Consider the following 15,955-nt stretch of genomic DNA (forward strand, 5'->3'; position numbering starts at 1 on the left):
ACCAGTGTGGGGGATCATCCTCTCAGAACCCCTAAAGATCGTCGCCTTGGTGAGCCGTTACCTCACCAACTAGCTAATCTTACGCATACTCATCCAATACCGATAAATCTTTAATCACTTCAAGATGCCTATCTGTGATACTATGAAGTATTAATCCGAGTTTCCCCGGGCTATCCTCCAGTACTGGGTAGATTGTATACGCGTTACGCACCCGTGCGCCGGTCGCCACCAGTCCGAAAACCGTGCTGCCCCTCGACTTGCATGTATTAGGCCTGCCGCTAGCGTTCATCCTGAGCCAGGATCAAACTCTCCATTGTATATAAATCTTAATGTACTGTTTAAACCTAGCTACTTATTACTCAAATAATAAAACTTAAGTTGGAACTAAATTGCTACATAACAACATCCGTTCAAAGAACTTTTGCTTGACTTTTCAAGCTTAGAGAGCATTTAAAGACTGTTTTTTAGTGCTCTGTGTCTGACCTCCCTGCGAAAGCGGATGCAAAGATAAGAACATCTTTTTTATCCGGGCAAGATTTTTGAAAAATTATTTTTAAAAATTTTCAAATTATTTCAGGAAGTCTTTTCCGTGTTTACGAACCCGTTGTGATCTTTATCTCGAACGGGGACGCGAAGATAGAACTTTAATTTCTACACTCGCAAGTTTGATCTCATTTATTTTTCAATAAATTTTCTTGATCACCTAGTAAACATCTCAGCTGGAATCTTTTTTCCGAAGCGGGATGCAAAGATAACTAAAGGAGTGATTTTGCAAAGTTGAAAAATGCTTTTTTCTAACTTTTTTTCAGGACCGTTTCGTTACGGTCTGGTCCTAAGGAAATTAGGTGTATTGGGACCCCTACAGATTGCTCAATTGAATGAATAAATGAGTGAAGATTATCCGGAAGATCGCTGTAAGCAGGTACTCCATTTAATTTCCAAGATGGAACTTCTCTAAATATTGGAGAGAATGTGTCATCCCATATATATGGAAATTCCTTTATAATTCCGTTTGAAGAATTGTAAGACTCACATATTTTAACCGGAGTGACATCTGATAGTACGTCCGCCTTCATCATGAAGAGCTGGGTTACTCCATTAAGCATACATGCATAATTTAGAGCAGGAATGTCTAGCCATCCGCATCTTCGTGGACGTCCTGTTGTTGCACCGAACTCATTTCCCAATCTTCGCAGATCCTCCCCTTCCTGATTGAATAACTCTGTGGGAAAAGGGCCACTACCTACTCTTGTGCAATATGCTTTGAAAATACCAAAGACTTCATTGATTTGGTTTGGAGCTATGCCCAGTCCTGTGCAAGCACCAGCCGTTGTGGTATTGGAACTTGTGACAAACGGATAACTACCAAAGTCTATATCTAATAAGGTTCCTTGTGCTCCTTCTGCTAAAATATCTTTTCCAGACTTTAATGATTCGTTGATCAAATATTCAGTGCTCTGAATTTTGAACTTTCGCATAAGATCCAGGCTTTTAAAGAATTCCTGTTCTTGCTGATGAAAGTCATCATCTAATTCAAGTGTTGATAATAGCGATAAATGCTGTTTTTTCAACTTCTGATATTTGACATCAAAATCCTTATGAATAATATCTCCTATCCTGAGTCCGTGCCGACCAATTTTGTCTTGATAAGTTGGGCCTATACCTCTCAGCGTTGATCCGATCTTTTCCTCCCCTTTTGATAATTCTAATGCTTTATCAATCAACTTATGTGTCGGTATAATAAGCTGAGCCTTGTTGGAAAGGATCAGTGTCTTGGAAGCATCCACTCCAAATGGTTCCAGATCCCTTATCTCTCTAGCAAAGACAATCGGATCGATTACCACTCCATTGCCAATTACATTTAGTATCTCCGGATGAAAGATTCCCGATGGTATCTGGTGGAGTACGTGTTTTTTTCCGTCGAACTCCAATGTGTGTCCTGCATTGGGACCACCCTGAAAACGTGCGACTATATTGTACTTAGGAGCAAGAAAGTCTACTGCTTTACCCTTACCCTCGTCTCCCCATTGAAGACCTAAGAGTACATCTACTTTTGACATCTACTTATTTGATTTTTTGGAGTGCTTCTTCTTCTGATTCCGCAATATTAAATATTGCTTGAAGTTTTGTCATAATAAGAAGCTTATTTACATGCTCTGATGGATTGATAATGTAGAGTTCGCCGTTTTTGTTTCTGAATTTCGTCAAAAGGGTGATGAGAACTCCTATCCCGCTACTATTGATGTATCGAACATCCGAAATATTAAGCAAGCAATGAGTGATACCATCTGCTATAGCATCATTGGCCAATTCAACCACTTCCGGTCCGTTGTTTTCACCAATTAAATCACCACTGAAGTTGAGTTTTAAAATTCCGTTGCTTAATTCCTGGGTATACTTCATTTATTTATTCTTAATAATATGATCTATCTATTCTCACAGTTTTCCTTTTGGCATGCTCCATACAGAATTAACGAATGGTGCATCACCTTAAACTGCAAAAGTTGACCAACGGTAGTTTGTATATTCTGAATGCGTGGATCGCAGAATTCATGAACCTTATTGCAATCAGTACATATAAGGTGGTCGTGCTGACGAAAACCGTAAGCTTTCTCGAACTGCGCCAAGTTTTTACCAAATTGATGTTTGGTAACTAAATCGCAATCAACCAATAAATCCAGCGTATTATAAACAGTGGCTCTACTCACCCGATAGTTCTTGTCTTTCATACTTACATATAAAGACTCAACATCAAAGTGGCCTTCCCGCACATATATCTCTTCCAAGATTGCAAAACGCTCGGGGGTTTTTCGAAGATTCTTGTTTTCAAGGTGTGCCTGAAAAATCTTCTTTACCTCTTCCATAATATTCTGTCCCTGCATATTGCAAATATAATTTAAGCATCTGATCAATTTGACCTGCTGACCTTGACAACCCCAGTTACTTTTTCGAGCTTTTTCACAAGCATGTCCAAATGTGAGGTATCCTCCACATATAAGCGTATAATGCCTTCAAAGATTCCACCCTCGGTGTTGATTGAGAGCGAACGCATATTTACTTTCAGTTCTTCTGAGATGATGTTTGACACATCACTAACCAAGCCAAGTCTATCCGTACCTATTATAGAGAGTGTGGCCTCAAAGGAATGCTTTCTTGAAGATGCCCACTTTGCTTTAATGATGCGATAGCCATAATTAGAAAGAAGCTCTGCCGCATTGGGGCATGTGGTCCGGTGAATTTTAATGCCTTCACTTACCGTAACGAAACCAAATACATCATCTCCGGCAATTGGATTGCAGCACTTGGCAAACTTATAATCGATGATATCCAAATCCTCACCAAGCAATAGCAGGTCGCTATCTGTTTTTCTAACCCTGCTAAGTTTTTCTTCTACCTCCTTAGCTCCCCGTACTCTAGCATCAGGTTTGGAATTTACTTTGTCAGTTTTGACAAATGATTTAATAAGGGAGTGATCGATTTTACCAGTACCCACCAAGTAAAGCAGGTCAGAGGCCGATTTCACATTGAAGTAGTGAGCGATTTCTTCAAGGACAGTTTGTTTGTAATCGATCTTGAGCTGCTTCAGTTTTCTCTTGACGATTTCTCTACCCTCATCTATAAACACCTTTCGCTCTTCCTTGAGAGCATCCTTTATTTTTGACTTTGCCTTCGAGCTTACCACATATTGCAGCCAGCTCTCATTTGGTTTTTGCTTGCTTGAGGTTAATATTTCAACCTGATCGCCATTCTTTAGTTCAAAGTTTAATGGAACCAACTTCTGATTCACCTTGGCTCCTAAACAGTGCTCACCAATCTCTGTATGTATATCAAACGCAAAATCAAGAGCTGTGGCTCCCTGGGGTAAAGTTCTTAAATCTCCCTTTGGAGTGAATACGAAAACTTCATCACTATATAGGTTGGATCTGAAGTCATCAACGAACTCAATAGCATTACCATCATTCTGCTCCAGAATCTCGCGCACTTTGGAAATCCACATTTCAAGTCCTGTTTCATCCGTGGCTCTTCCATCTTTGTATTTCCAATGAGCTGCGTATCCTTTTTCGGCGATTTCATCCATTCGCTTTGTTCGTACCTGCACTTCGACCCATTTTCCAGTATCACTCATTACGGTTGTATGAAGTGATTCATAACCATTTGCCTTAGGGATGCTAATCCAATCCCTTAATCTGTCCGGATTGGGCTGATAATAATCCGTGACCAACGAATAGACCTGCCAGCACAGCGCCTTCTCTTCTTTATAAGGCACATTCAATATTATCCTTACAGCGAACAAGTCATAAACTTCTTCAAAGGGAACCCCCTGCTTCTTCATTTTACTCCAAATAGAATGGATGGATTTAGGTCGTCCTTTGATTTCATACTCAACCTCAAGAGAGTTGAGTTTATCCTTTATAGGTTTGATGAAGTTTCTAATAAATTTATTCCTGGAGTCCTTGGTCTCATTGATCTTGCCGGCAATGTCATTGTAAACTTCTGGCTCACTGTATTTCAGGTACAAGTCCTCTAACTCTGATTTGAAAGCATAAAGACCTAGACGGTGGGCGAGCGGTGCATATAAGTAGATGGTTTCATTAGCAATTTTAAGCTGCTTATTGCGAGGCATACTTTCCAGCGTCCTCATATTGTGAAGCCTGTCTGCGAGCTTTATTAAAATCACCCTCACATCATCCGAGAGTGTTAGGAGCATTTTTCGGAAATTCTCGGCCTGCTGCGAGCTTCCATGATCAAACACCCCCGCGATCTTCGTGAGCCCGTCAATGATGACCGCCACCTTCTTTCCAAATAATCTCTCTATATCATCCAGCTCATAGTCTGTGTCCTCAACAACATCGTGTAACAAAGCAGCTACTATGGAAGTAGTGCCAAGCCCAATCTCAGCAACACAGATTTCTGCTACCTCTAACGGATGAAAAATGTAAGGCTCTCCAGATCTCCTACGCATCCCACTGTGCGCTTCCATCGAAGTATAAAAAGCTTTTTTTATGATTTTGGCATCACCATCTTTCAATATTGGCTTAGCCTTTCTGAGTAAGCGCCTGTATCGCCTAATTATCTCCTTTTTTTCTGATTCTAAATCTTCCTCTACTACCATAATAATTTTACAAAATTAATCCCTTGTTGAATCAAAAATATTACCTACTTTTGCCTTCCAATTTTCAGGGCAAGAAAAAGTTCGAGCAAAGAAAACTGCGGATGTGGCGAAATTGGTAGACGCACTAGACTTAGGATCTAGCGCCGCGAGGCATGGGGGTTCGAGTCCCTCCATCCGCACTGAAAAACAACCCTCTTTCCGAGACCCGATATACGGGACGAGTAAGAGGGTTTTTATTTTATAAACACCAAACAATAGTACGTTGGATATAACTTTTGACAAAACCGGAAAAACACAAGGTGTAATTAAAATTAGCGTAAACCGAGCTGATTTTCAACCTGGAGTAGATCAAAAAATCAAAGAGTACAGCAAGACTGCAAACATTAAGGGATTCCGACAAGGGAAAGTGCCTACTGGCATGATTAAGAAAATGTACGGCAATGCACTTATTGTAGACGAAATCAACAAACTCGTTTCAGAAAAACTAAATACCTATCTAAGGGAGAGTGAAACTCAATTTCTGGGCGAGCCACTTCCTGTGCAGCAAGATGTGGAGTTTGATTGGGAAAACCAGGAGTTATTTGAGTTTGAATATCAAATTGGATTTGCTGAGCCATTTGAGGTGAAAGCTGACAAGAAAGTGAAGCTGGAAAAGTACTTTATCAATGTAGACGATAAGGTAATAGATGAAACTATCGAAAATCTGCAGCGTCAGTTTGGGGAAATGGAAAATCCTGAAGTTTCTTCTGAAAAAGACACGCTTTATGGTCAGGTAAAGTCTAAAGATGGTGCTGTTGATCAAGAGATCAGTATTGATCTTAGAGACGTGGAAAAAGGCATTTTGAAAAAGCTGGTTGGGATCAAGAATGGAACGGAAGTGGAGCTTGATCCTAAAAAGAGTTTCAAGCACGAAAATGTTTTGAAAAATCAGTTGAGGATGGATGAAGATGAATTCAAGAAATTGAAGAAGTTGACATTCACTTTAAAAGCCATCAATCACTACAAGCTTGCTCCTGTAAATCAGGAGCTATTCGATAAGACTTTCGGAAAAGACACAATCAAAGATGAAGCTGGTTTTAGAGATCGAGTAAAGGAGATTGTTTCTCAGAATTATAAAGGCGAGTCAGAGCAGTTTTTTGATCACCAGGTTCGTGAAAAATTAACTGAGTCCGCTAAAATCAATCTTCCTGATGAGTTTCTGAAGGAGTGGCTCATAAAAACGAATGACAACATCACTCCTGAATTGATGGAGTTGGAGTATGGATCGTATGCGAAAGAACTGAAGTGGTCACTTATCAGAAATCAGATTGTGAAAAATCAGGAAATAAAGGTGGAGCATGAAGATGTGATTAATGAAGCAAAAGAGCTGATCAAAAAGCAATTTGCCGGCTCAGGCATTGGGAATCAGATGGATGATCAGTTGGACACGTTTGCTAACAACTACTTACAGGGAGAGAATGGTGAGAACTATATGAAAGTTTTCAATCAGGTTCAATCGAAGAAAGTGCTTGATTATATCAAAAGCGAGGTAACAGTGAAGGAAAAGACTGTTTCACTTGATGAATTCAGAAAACTTTGATTTTGAACCAAATAATATCATTTTGAGTTTTGAAGAAGTCCTGTACACGGGACTTTTTTATTTTTACACCTTATACTTTAACTTTTTGAAATGATAAATACTGAGGAATTCAGAAAATTTGCCGTAAAAGGCCAAAATATAAGCGGAACTACAGTAGATAGCTATGTTCAGCATGTTGAGAATATGACCCGCGCGGTGATAGAAGAACGACCAACTAATTTCCGAGAAATTGACGTGTTTTCACGTTTGATTATGGATCGGATTATTTTCCTTGGTATGCAGGTAGAGGAAAATATTGCCAATATTATTACTGCACAGCTTTTGTTTCTTGAGTCTGTAGATTCTAAGAAAGACATTTTGCTTTACATAAATAGCCCTGGTGGTTCTGTTTACGCAGGATTGGGTATGTATGACACCATGCAGTATGTAAATCCGGATGTAGCAACAATTTGTACTGGAATGGCTGCATCTATGGGGGCAGTGTTGCTTTCGGGTGGCGCTGCTGGAAAGCGATCAGCTCTCCCTCACGCACGAGTGATGATACACCAACCAAGTGGCGGAATGCAGGGTCAATCTAGAGATATGGAGATTACCCTCAAGCAAATGCAAGAGCTGAGAAAGGATCTATACGGAATTTTATCAAAGCATTCTGGTAAATCGATCAAAGACATTGAAAAAGACTCAGATCGTGACTATTGGATGCGCGCATCAGAAGCAAAAGAATATGGCCTCATTGATGAGGTGCTAGAGAAAAAATAAAAAATCATGGCTCAGGTAACTTGTAGTTTTTGTGGTAGAAATAAGAAAGATGTAGATCTGATGATCTCAGGCATACATGCACACATATGTGATAAATGTATAGCTCAGGCTCAGCAGATTCTTAATGAGGAGTTGAAAACTACTTCTGAAAATGATAGTCCAAACTTCAAACTCATCAAGCCAGCGGACATGAAATCGCACCTTGATGAGTTTGTGATTGGGCAAGATGAAGCCAAAAAGTATATATCAGTGGCTGTATACAATCACTATAAGCGATTGATGCAGACAGTCGATAAAGATGATGTGGTTATTGAAAAATCAAACATCATCATGGTTGGTCAGACCGGAACTGGTAAAACATACCTGGCAAGAACATTAGCTAAGATTCTTCAGGTCCCTTTTTGTATTGCTGATGCCACCGTGCTTACTGAAGCAGGATATGTTGGAGAGGATGTGGAGAGCATTTTGACCCGTCTTCTTCAGTCTGCAAACTACGATGTAGAGGCAGCTGAAAGAGGTATCGTTTACATCGATGAGATAGATAAGATTGCTCGTAAATCGGACAATCCATCTATCACTCGTGATGTAAGTGGTGAAGGTGTTCAGCAGGCATTACTAAAACTACTTGAAGGAACTACCGTAAACGTGCCACCGCAAGGAGGAAGAAAGCATCCGGATCAAAAGATGATCAATGTCAACACCGAGAATATTCTATTCATATGTGGAGGAGCGTTTGATGGTATTGAAAGACATATTGCAAATCGTCTAAACACACGGCCAATTGGTTTTGCAAATGATAATGAATTTAGAACTGATGCAATTGATAAGGATAATCTACTGCAATACATTACAGCTCAAGACATCAAGAGTTTCGGTTTGATTCCGGAGCTTATAGGACGTTTGCCTGTCTTAACTCACCTTGATCCGCTAAATACAGAAGCACTCAAGCAAATCCTGACAGAACCTAAAAATGCGCTTGTAAAACAGTACACTAAACTCTTCGAAATGGAAGATGTAAAACTGGATTTGCAGGAAGATGCTCTTGAATACATTGTAGATAAAGCAATGGAATTCAAGCTTGGAGCAAGAGGTTTGAGATCCATATGTGAAGCAATCGTAACGGATGCGATGTTTGAATTACCTTCAAATAAAGATATCAAGGAGATCATAATTGACCGTGCATATGCGGCTGAGAAGTTTGAGAAATCGAAGTTCAATAAGCTGAGAGCAGCTTAATCTTCCTCTTCTAGCCATTCAACAATTTCACGGGCAACCTGTCTCGCAAAAGGTCTATTGCCAACCTTTGCTCTAAATACTTGATATTTTTCGAGTATACCTGCACTGTAGTGATGATCTGAAAGTATCAAGTCGAGTTCGTTTGCTATTGCTTCTTTGTTACTCATCGGAAGATTCTTCACTGTCTGATCCTTAAGAAGCCCATTGATGCAAGACTGCTTGTTTGCAACCTTTCGAAGTAACCCAGTCCTGTAAACATTCACCAAAGGTACGTTGGACAATGCGGCCAAGGCATTTGCAAATTGATCTAAAGCAATAACGGCATTTGCCTGTCCTATCTGCTTGATTGCACTATCAAGATTTGAAGAATAATCAATGAATTGGAACTTATAATTGGTTCTCTTATCCGTTAATCCTTCAATAAAACCACCACTAACAACTGATCCACAAATGGCTATTTGAGCCTTGGTATCAATTTCATCTGTTCGATCCGACTTTCGGATTAAGTCAGAGAGCAAACTACCCTTTCCATCATCTTTCTGATCAACCGAAGGCATGTCCTGATAAACTTTCTTGCTTTTTGAAGAAGTCATGAGATTGGGATATGAATCCAATATCGACATATAAAAGAAACAGCATCTAATGCCCTTTCGCTCTGCTAATCGAATTGCCTTTATGGATTTTCTTCCCCCAAGAAGAATAACAAGACCAGGTTGAAAAGACTTTAAATTTTGTTTTAATGCTTTAATACTGTCAACTTCAGCTATCTCACTCCTAATGTCAAATCGGTTCAACTCTTCTATCAACAGGGATGACAGCCTAAAACAAATCTTATTCTCAGAATAAACCAGATATCTCACTTACTCACCGTAATAATCAACAAAGTTTCGAGGAGTCTCATAAAGACGCAAACGGTGGAGTTTGGCATTGGAGTTTACCTCTTGAATCTTCGGTTGGAGTATCTTCCAGAATTCAACCACCAGGCTTTCGCAACTAGCCATCTTGCCAAACATAAAAGGAACATCTAGATTCAGATTCTTGTGATCAACCTTTTCTATGATCTCATCCTGAACCAAGCTACTTAATTGCTGCGGATCGATAACATAACCTGTTTCAGGATCTGGATCACCTCTCACTCCCACAATCAATTCAAAGTTGTGTCCATGCCAGTTAACATTGGCGCAGGGGCCAAAAACCTCAGCATTCTTCTCATCAGACCAGTTTGGATTGAAGAGTTTATGAGCCGCGTTGAAGTGGTGCTTTTGAAGGATGATTGGCATTGCAACAAAAATAGAGTGATGAAACTGCAATTCTTACTTATATGCAGGCTTTATCAGTGGGGGGAGCTAATTTCCTTTACAAAAAAGAATACTTTTACAGCAAAAAAATACATGAAGTCCATTTTAAACATCGTCTGCATTTTCTTTATCTTAATCAACTCATTCGCACAAAAAAATCTAAAACCTGGGTATATCGTTACACAAGAATATGATACACTAAAAGGCCACATAGACTACCTTGTCTGGGACTCAACACCTACCAAAATACTCTTTTATGACGAGAATTCAAACGCAACAGAATTTGAACCCATTCAAATTAAGGCATTTGGAGTAATGAGTAAACATTATGTAAGTGAGAGTGTTGAACTTGAAACAAGTACTCGAAATATTAATAGCATTGATACTGGCGATGATCTAAAAATTACTAAAAAGGTAGTTTTTCTACAACGACTAATCGCTGGTGAAAAAAGCCTTTATTTTAATCGAACAGAAAATGGAATTGATAACTTTTACATTGTTGAGAATGGCGAATTTATCTTGTTAATCTATAAGATTTACTTGATAGAGGGCACCTCCAATGTTGGAGTTGAACTGACTCATCGATTTTCAAATGAAAACAATAAGTTTATTGGTCAATTGACGTACTACTTTTCAGACTGCAAAATCTCATCTAAAAATTATGAGAATTTAAAATATTCTCTTAAAAGCCTTTTAAGCTTATTTGAAAGATATTATGAGTGTAGAGGTATAAAACCACATTACCAAACAAGTCTACCAAAGATGCAAGTTATTCTTGGTCCTTCTTTTGGATGGAACATTAACACACTGTCGTTCGATTATCCAATCTCACATATCAACTATGATTATTTAAGAAATTCAGACTGGAAGCACTCAGGTTTTTCAGCTGGTATTTTCTTCGATTTATTGAATCCAAAAAGTAAACTATCATTCCACAGTGAATTTCTCTATTCGAAATTCAAGTCAGAGAATAACTATAATTTCACACAGGGTATAACCGAATTTGATATTGAAGCAGTATTTGATCTACAGTACATTCGTTCCATTATTTCCTTACATTACCAAGCTAAGAGAATTCCATTATTTTTTGAAGTAGGACCTTCATTTAATTACTTAATAGGGGACAATTCATCCAAAACAGAAAGAAGAGAATTTTCAAACAGAGTAGAAATAACAACTGAACATCCTATTCAAAGTGGAATTAACAAAGTTAGTCCTGGATTAAATGTAAGTATAGGCACGAACTATGATAACATGGATTTTAGGTTACGTATGGAAAGAATGATTGGGATTGGTCAAAAAACAAAAGATTTGGGATCCTACTATAATAGAATTGAATTTGTATTAAATTATTCACTTATTAAATGATTATCAAAAAGGAATGAGAAAAGTGCTTTTCGTAGCTATTGGGCTTTCAATAGCTACTGCTTGTAAGACAAAACAAAACTATTCGAGCGGAGAAGAATGCATCAAGAAACCTACTCTCGAAATGAACTGCACTCAAGAATATATCCCAGTATGTGGATGTGATGGAAAAACATACTCCAATGATTGTGTAGCTAAGAGAAATGGAGTTCAAAAGTGGACAAAAGGAGAATGTGAATCAGAATAACGAATAGATACTCCTCCTTTAATCTAGGGTTCCATTTATTTCTGCAAAAAAATCTATTATTTCAATTGATGATTGAAGTGAATATTGAAGCTCATTTTCCCTGACATATTCTTTTAGCTCATTCTTATTACCTAAAAGTTTGAAAAGGCTATTGAATGATCTAAACCTATTAAAAACGTCACCTTCTCTTAGGTAAAGAATATTGTACTCTTTAACGATGTTCCTGTCTCCAACACCCAATACAGCATTATAGTCCCCTTTTAAAATTTTAATGACTCGTTCAACAAGGATTTCATAATCCCTGGTGACTTTTACAACTTCCAAAAAAGTCATATTGGTTTCTAATTTATCAGATTTCACTCGTTCAAAAAATCTTGCGGAGGAGTCAACTTCAACTTGAAATCTCATAATCTGATTGAGACCATAAACTTGATCTAAACCAGAAATGGTAGCATGAAGAAGATTTTTATGATAGTTAAATTTCAATAAACCTTCAGAGTTGAATGACGAAAAACCTATCTGACCTGGAAGATTTCCATCCCAAAGCCACGGATTAAAGTCTGACTCATTTATAGTCCTATCCTCAAGAAAAGGCACTAGAGATCTATTTACTACCACATTTCCCCTTGTGCCAATACTGAAGTCTTGTTGACAATATGACTGTAAAGCAAATATTATGGCTAAAAGCCATGTAAGCATTCTAAAAATCATCTTTTGATAACTTTAATAGATTTCACATTGTCACCAGACACAATACGAACAAAGTAAACTCCACTTGCCAACTCACTCCCGTTTAGCAAAACCTTACCATTATATCTTCTTAAATTGGTTAGATATTCCCTTCCACTGGTATCAAACAAGCGCACTTCTGCTCTTTGTTCTGTTAGATTTAACATGAGATTGTCTATGAATGGGTTAGGATAAATCAGAAATTCTTCATCATCCTCATTCAAATTCAAAACAACATAAAATAGCTCTTCACTTATAACAGTACATCCTCCTGAAGTAACAGCTACAGTATAAAAACCTGTTTGAGTCGGCGAAAAGGTGGCAGATGTTGCACCTGAAACATCTATTCCATTTAGTTTCCACTGATAAGCATCGCCCACGACATCAACTGTCAATTCAGAAATATTCTGCTGAACTTCAGGTTTCAAAAGCAATGGCTCAACAACCAATGATGACTCACCACTCTGACACCCTCCATCATTAGCAGTAACAGAATATGTTCCGACGTTAAATGAATCAAAACTTTCTATTTGAATCATTGATCCTGATTTTTCAAATCCAAAAGGGCCTGACCAGAAGTATTCAAGCGATTCATCAGGATTTTCAACACTTAATGTTACATCATCTCCTAAACAAAATCCAGAAATGGATACAACAGAAGGAGTAGAAGGAGTAGTCGATGCACCTATAGTTATTAATTCACTATCAGAAGAACATCCAGAATTAGTATCGGTTACAGATACCGAGTAATCTCCGGGAGTCGTAACAATTATTGATCTTGTAATAGCTCCGTTACTCCAAAGATACTCATCCCCTTCTGAAGCTATCAACTCAATTGCAACCCCGTCACATATTACATTTCCATCAGGAGTACTTACATCATTTTTTGGTAAAACATTTAGATAAATTGGAGTTCTAACACTTTCGTCTTCACCAACAACATTGGACACATACACAACCTTATCATCAACTAAATTACCTGTTGAATAGATTTCATTTTCACCTAAAAGAGTACCGCCCTCAAAACTATCATACCATCTTACACTACTAAATCCATCCATAGATATATCCTCAGATGTCCCATAACAAACATCGAAAGATTCTGAAGGGACTCTTTCAATTGAAAGAGTCGTATTATAAAGATAATCAGCAGTGTCATATGAAGATAGCATTCCCTCACTTCCCAATGCTCCGCCAACAAAAAAAGCTATTTTTATTTTTTCTCCAGCTGGAATACTCAAGGGGCCTAATCCTATGAAACCGCTCACATCGCTGGGCGAGGAAATCACAGAATTCTGAAGCCCCCCAGTTAACCCATTAATATTATTTTGAGATGAAAATGTAAAGTCTGCGTTATCTACTATTAAATAATTGGCCTCACCCAAATTAGTAAGAGGTGCTATTCCCGCATAGATTGAACCATTTTGCGATGATATGAGTCCCATTTTTCTTTGGTTATCAAATTCTGCTAAATTATTTGCAGGATCATCTCCAACGTCCCAATCGGAATATAAACCAGCGTAATAATTGCTAATATCACTGACTGATGAGTTTTCAATCTCGTATTCTACTATAATAAATTCATTAATTTCAGGTGACTCCCATGCATAAATATTATAAGTATAATTGAGGCCTAAAGGAGTGTCAGCTCCAGTATCATCAAATGTCCCTGTTACATGAATAGCTGATTTCCGTATTTCATCATCATCTATTAAGTACGCTTTGACGTCCTTTTTAAAATCATTATCAATATTACCAGCATCGCTTCTAACACTGCTATTCAAAATAGTACCATTGCTAGCCAAAAAGCCAAGTTCATAAAGTAAGTTTTCATTATTGTAAATAAACCCTAATCCTAAGGGTTCTTGAGAAGGCTGCAAATACCCAAGTCTACCATTACTGGCAATGGTGGTGGAAATTTCATCTGTATAAACATTAACAATTGACCTATTTGCTACCAATGTGTAAGAGTCCCAATCCATAAATCCTGATGGAGAAGAAATCTCAAATCGAAGTAAAATCTTAAGATTCTCAGGAGCTGTATCGGAAATTTTAAAAGACAATTGATCATCGATTCTTGTAGAAGAATTTGTACCCAAGGAACCAATTATAGATGAAGAATTTATAAGTTCCACATGATTATTACTCTCAACTATGGATACTTCCAAACCAGAAATCGGTTCCAAATAATTGGTAAACTCCAGATCCAAAGTAACTATATCCCCAGCCTGAAGATTTGAGTTGTTTATATCAAAATCCGTAACTCTAATTGCAGCTGACTTTTCAGTCAATGCTCTAAATAGATTTACTCTTCCTTTACCAAGTTCATTTGAAAACCCACCTGTGTTCTCTGAAATATCATCAGAGGTGATTCTAATTTGCTCCGCTATTTGACTTGGGCTATAAGATGGGTATCTCTTTTTTACTAATGCAGCCATACCGGCAACAACAGGGGAAGACATAGATGTACCAGTCTTTGTACCATATTGTCCATTAAAAACGGAACTATATATATCAGTACCCGGTGCTGAAACATCTACTTGATAGTTGTATGTGGAGGAGAAATTTTTTCTATCTTCTACATTAACATTTGCAACAGAAAGGACGTTATCATATGAAGCTGGGTAAGACAATTCGTCATTCCCATCATTACTTGCAGCGGCAACTACTAAACTTCCTAACTCAGTCGCATAGTTTATAACATCCTGCTCGAATTGACTAAAGCCTGGCCCGCCCCATGAACAATTGATTATGTGCGCTCCTTGCTCTGCTGCGTAAGCTATTGCATCATAACCTCTCAAAATAGATGTTGAATAATCTCCTCCGGCATCCTCGCCGCATTTTAATGCCATAATTTTTGCTCCAGCAGCTATTCCAGCTATGCCAACACCGTTATCAAAAGAAGCCGATGCGATTCCTGCTACATGCGTACCATGATCGCTTCCACTTGTATTAGGATTATTATCCTCCCAATCAGCCCAATTTACTGGTGCTCCTGCATCTATTATATCACTAATACTAGCCCCTACAAAGTCCCAACCCAAATAGTTGTCTATATAACCATCCTCATCATCATCAATTCCATTGTCAGGGATCTCATCATCATTCGTGTAAATTTGATCTTTTAGATCAGAGTGATTTAGCTCCACACCTGAGTCAACGATGGCGATGATTATATCTCTAGCGTCTCGTACAACATCCCATCCCTTATAAGCTTCAATGTTATCCAAATGCCATTGCTGGGATTTTAATGGGTCGCCAGGTTGATATTGCATCTTCCTAAGAAAGATCGGCTCAACATACTCAACTTGCAACTTTGACTTAATATTCTGTATTTCTTTTTGATGATCTATTTCTGAGTCATAAATAACTATAAAGATGTTATCCAACCTTGAGCTTAATTTCCTCGCATGGGAAATCATTCCAGGCCTAAAATTTTCTATTCTTAAGAACTTTGGAACACTAACAAGTCTATTTCTTAGGTCTTGTGGTGAACCTGCTTTTGTTTTAACAACAAGCATGTTAGGAAGAATGTCTGGGGATACTAAAGTCCGCTTCTTATCCTGAGAATAGGAAGCGGACAAGAGACAAAAAAATATTATTAGGCTAGAAAGATTCTTCATACTTCA

13 protein-coding genes, 1 tRNA gene and 1 rRNA gene are annotated in these 15,955 nt (G+C 38.2%); 6 read left to right on the top strand and 9 right to left on the bottom strand.

Translation table 11 applies throughout. From position 1 onward, the window contains the following. The 5 genes from ACEQZT_RS12690 to ACEQZT_RS12710 form a co-directional block, all read right to left on the bottom strand. Nucleotides 1–317, bottom strand: a 16S ribosomal RNA gene (locus tag ACEQZT_RS12690); the annotation flags it as partial. Between the two features lie 477 nt (nt 318–794). Further along, nucleotides 795–2,060, bottom strand: a complete 1,266-nt coding sequence (locus ACEQZT_RS12695) for an adenylosuccinate synthase (RefSeq protein ID WP_370089819.1) — start codon at nt 2,058–2,060, stop codon at nt 795–797. Nucleotides 2,061–2,064: 4 nt separating this feature from the next. Beyond that, entirely contained in the window at nt 2,065–2,403 is a 339-nt protein-coding gene (locus tag ACEQZT_RS12700) for an STAS domain-containing protein (RefSeq protein WP_370089820.1), read from the bottom strand. Nucleotides 2,404–2,426: 23 nt separating this feature from the next. Continuing rightward, nucleotides 2,427–2,882, bottom strand: coding sequence for a Fur family transcriptional regulator (locus ACEQZT_RS12705; protein ID WP_370089821.1), 456 nt, complete (start codon nt 2,880–2,882; stop codon nt 2,427–2,429). Between the two features lie 26 nt (nt 2,883–2,908). Continuing rightward, the gene (locus ACEQZT_RS12710) at nt 2,909–5,113 is read right to left on the bottom strand and encodes a bifunctional (p)ppGpp synthetase/guanosine-3',5'-bis(diphosphate) 3'-pyrophosphohydrolase (RefSeq protein ID WP_370089822.1); all 2,205 of its coding nucleotides are present in this window, start codon (nt 5,111–5,113) and stop codon (nt 2,909–2,911) included. A gap of 97 nt (nt 5,114–5,210) precedes the next feature. Between ACEQZT_RS12710 and ACEQZT_RS12715 the strand changes: the two genes are divergently transcribed. From ACEQZT_RS12715 to clpX, 4 genes are all read left to right on the top strand, one after another. Next, nucleotides 5,211–5,292, top strand: a tRNA-Leu gene (locus ACEQZT_RS12715). Nucleotides 5,293–5,375: 83 nt separating this feature from the next. Next, nucleotides 5,376–6,692, top strand: coding sequence for a trigger factor (locus ACEQZT_RS12720; protein WP_370089823.1), 1,317 nt, complete (start codon nt 5,376–5,378; stop codon nt 6,690–6,692). A 90-nt stretch (nt 6,693–6,782) separates the two neighbouring features. Further along, the gene (locus ACEQZT_RS12725) at nt 6,783–7,451 is read left to right on the top strand and encodes a ClpP family protease (protein ID WP_370089824.1); all 669 of its coding nucleotides are present in this window, start codon (nt 6,783–6,785) and stop codon (nt 7,449–7,451) included. Nucleotides 7,452–7,457: 6 nt separating this feature from the next. Next, nucleotides 7,458–8,687 (top strand): ATP-dependent Clp protease ATP-binding subunit ClpX, encoded by a 1,230-nt coding sequence (clpX, locus tag ACEQZT_RS12730; protein WP_370089825.1) that lies wholly within the window; start codon nt 7,458–7,460, stop codon nt 8,685–8,687. On the opposite strand, the gene ACEQZT_RS12735 is transcribed toward clpX, so the two are convergent. Both ACEQZT_RS12735 and ACEQZT_RS12740 read right to left on the bottom strand, forming a co-directional pair. After that, nucleotides 8,684–9,280, bottom strand: a complete 597-nt coding sequence (locus ACEQZT_RS12735) for a hypothetical protein (RefSeq protein ID WP_370089826.1) — start codon at nt 9,278–9,280, stop codon at nt 8,684–8,686. The two genes, clpX and ACEQZT_RS12735, sit on opposite strands and share 4 nt — an antisense overlap. 267 nt (nt 9,281–9,547) lie before the next feature. After that, nucleotides 9,548–9,967, bottom strand: coding sequence for a 6-pyruvoyl tetrahydropterin synthase family protein (locus ACEQZT_RS12740; RefSeq protein ID WP_370089827.1), 420 nt, complete (start codon nt 9,965–9,967; stop codon nt 9,548–9,550). A gap of 18 nt (nt 9,968–9,985) precedes the next feature. On the opposite strand from ACEQZT_RS12740, the gene ACEQZT_RS12745 reads away from it, so the two are divergent. Continuing rightward, nucleotides 9,986–11,353 carry an outer membrane beta-barrel protein gene (locus tag ACEQZT_RS12745; protein WP_370089828.1) on the top strand — a complete coding sequence of 456 codons (1,368 nt, stop codon included), beginning with the start codon at nt 9,986–9,988 and terminating at the stop codon, nt 11,351–11,353. Between the two features lie 13 nt (nt 11,354–11,366). Beyond that, nucleotides 11,367–11,597 carry a Kazal-type serine protease inhibitor gene (locus ACEQZT_RS12750; protein WP_370089829.1) on the top strand — a complete coding sequence of 77 codons (231 nt, stop codon included), beginning with the start codon at nt 11,367–11,369 and terminating at the stop codon, nt 11,595–11,597. 18 nt (nt 11,598–11,615) lie between these two features. Here the strand turns inward: ACEQZT_RS12750 and ACEQZT_RS12755 are convergent, their stop codons facing one another. Together ACEQZT_RS12755 and ACEQZT_RS12760 are read right to left on the bottom strand one after the other, a co-directional pair. Further along, nucleotides 11,616–12,296 carry a hypothetical protein gene (locus ACEQZT_RS12755; RefSeq protein WP_370089830.1) on the bottom strand — a complete coding sequence of 227 codons (681 nt, stop codon included), beginning with the start codon at nt 12,294–12,296 and terminating at the stop codon, nt 11,616–11,618. A gap of 8 nt (nt 12,297–12,304) precedes the next feature. Then, nucleotides 12,305–15,847, bottom strand: a complete 3,543-nt coding sequence (locus tag ACEQZT_RS12760) for a S8 family serine peptidase (RefSeq protein ID WP_370089831.1) — start codon at nt 15,845–15,847, stop codon at nt 12,305–12,307. Nucleotides 15,848–15,955: the final 108 nt, after the last annotated feature.

Origin of the sequence: Ekhidna sp. (genome assembly GCF_964218185.1) — a bacterium.
Lineage (GTDB): Bacteria > Bacteroidota > Bacteroidia > Cytophagales > Cyclobacteriaceae > Ekhidna.

What these genes read in the sequence shown, in the direction of transcription:
- ACEQZT_RS12695 (WP_370089819.1), bottom strand. Translation starts at nt 2,060, where the DNA reads ATGTCAAAAGTAGATGTACTCTTAGGTCTTCAATGGGGAGACGAGGGT.
- ACEQZT_RS12700 (WP_370089820.1), bottom strand. Translation starts at nt 2,403, where the DNA reads ATGAAGTATACCCAGGAATTAAGCAACGGAATTTTAAAACTCAACTTC.
- ACEQZT_RS12705 (WP_370089821.1), bottom strand. Translation starts at nt 2,882, where the DNA reads ATGCAGGGACAGAATATTATGGAAGAGGTAAAGAAGATTTTTCAGGCA.
- ACEQZT_RS12710 (WP_370089822.1), bottom strand. Translation starts at nt 5,113, where the DNA reads ATGGTAGTAGAGGAAGATTTAGAATCAGAAAAAAAGGAGATAATTAGG.
- ACEQZT_RS12725 (WP_370089824.1), top strand. Translation starts at nt 6,783, where the DNA reads ATGATAAATACTGAGGAATTCAGAAAATTTGCCGTAAAAGGCCAAAAT.
- clpX (WP_370089825.1), top strand. Translation starts at nt 7,458, where the DNA reads ATGGCTCAGGTAACTTGTAGTTTTTGTGGTAGAAATAAGAAAGATGTA.
- ACEQZT_RS12735 (WP_370089826.1), bottom strand. Translation starts at nt 9,280, where the DNA reads ATGACTTCTTCAAAAAGCAAGAAAGTTTATCAGGACATGCCTTCGGTT.
- ACEQZT_RS12740 (WP_370089827.1), bottom strand. Translation starts at nt 9,967, where the DNA reads ATGCCAATCATCCTTCAAAAGCACCACTTCAACGCGGCTCATAAACTC.
- ACEQZT_RS12745 (WP_370089828.1), top strand. Translation starts at nt 9,986, where the DNA reads ATGAAACTGCAATTCTTACTTATATGCAGGCTTTATCAGTGGGGGGAG.
- ACEQZT_RS12750 (WP_370089829.1), top strand. Translation starts at nt 11,367, where the DNA reads ATGAGAAAAGTGCTTTTCGTAGCTATTGGGCTTTCAATAGCTACTGCT.
- ACEQZT_RS12755 (WP_370089830.1), bottom strand. Translation starts at nt 12,296, where the DNA reads ATGCTTACATGGCTTTTAGCCATAATATTTGCTTTACAGTCATATTGT.
- ACEQZT_RS12760 (WP_370089831.1), bottom strand. Translation starts at nt 15,847, where the DNA reads ATGCTTGTTGTTAAAACAAAAGCAGGTTCACCACAAGACCTAAGAAAT.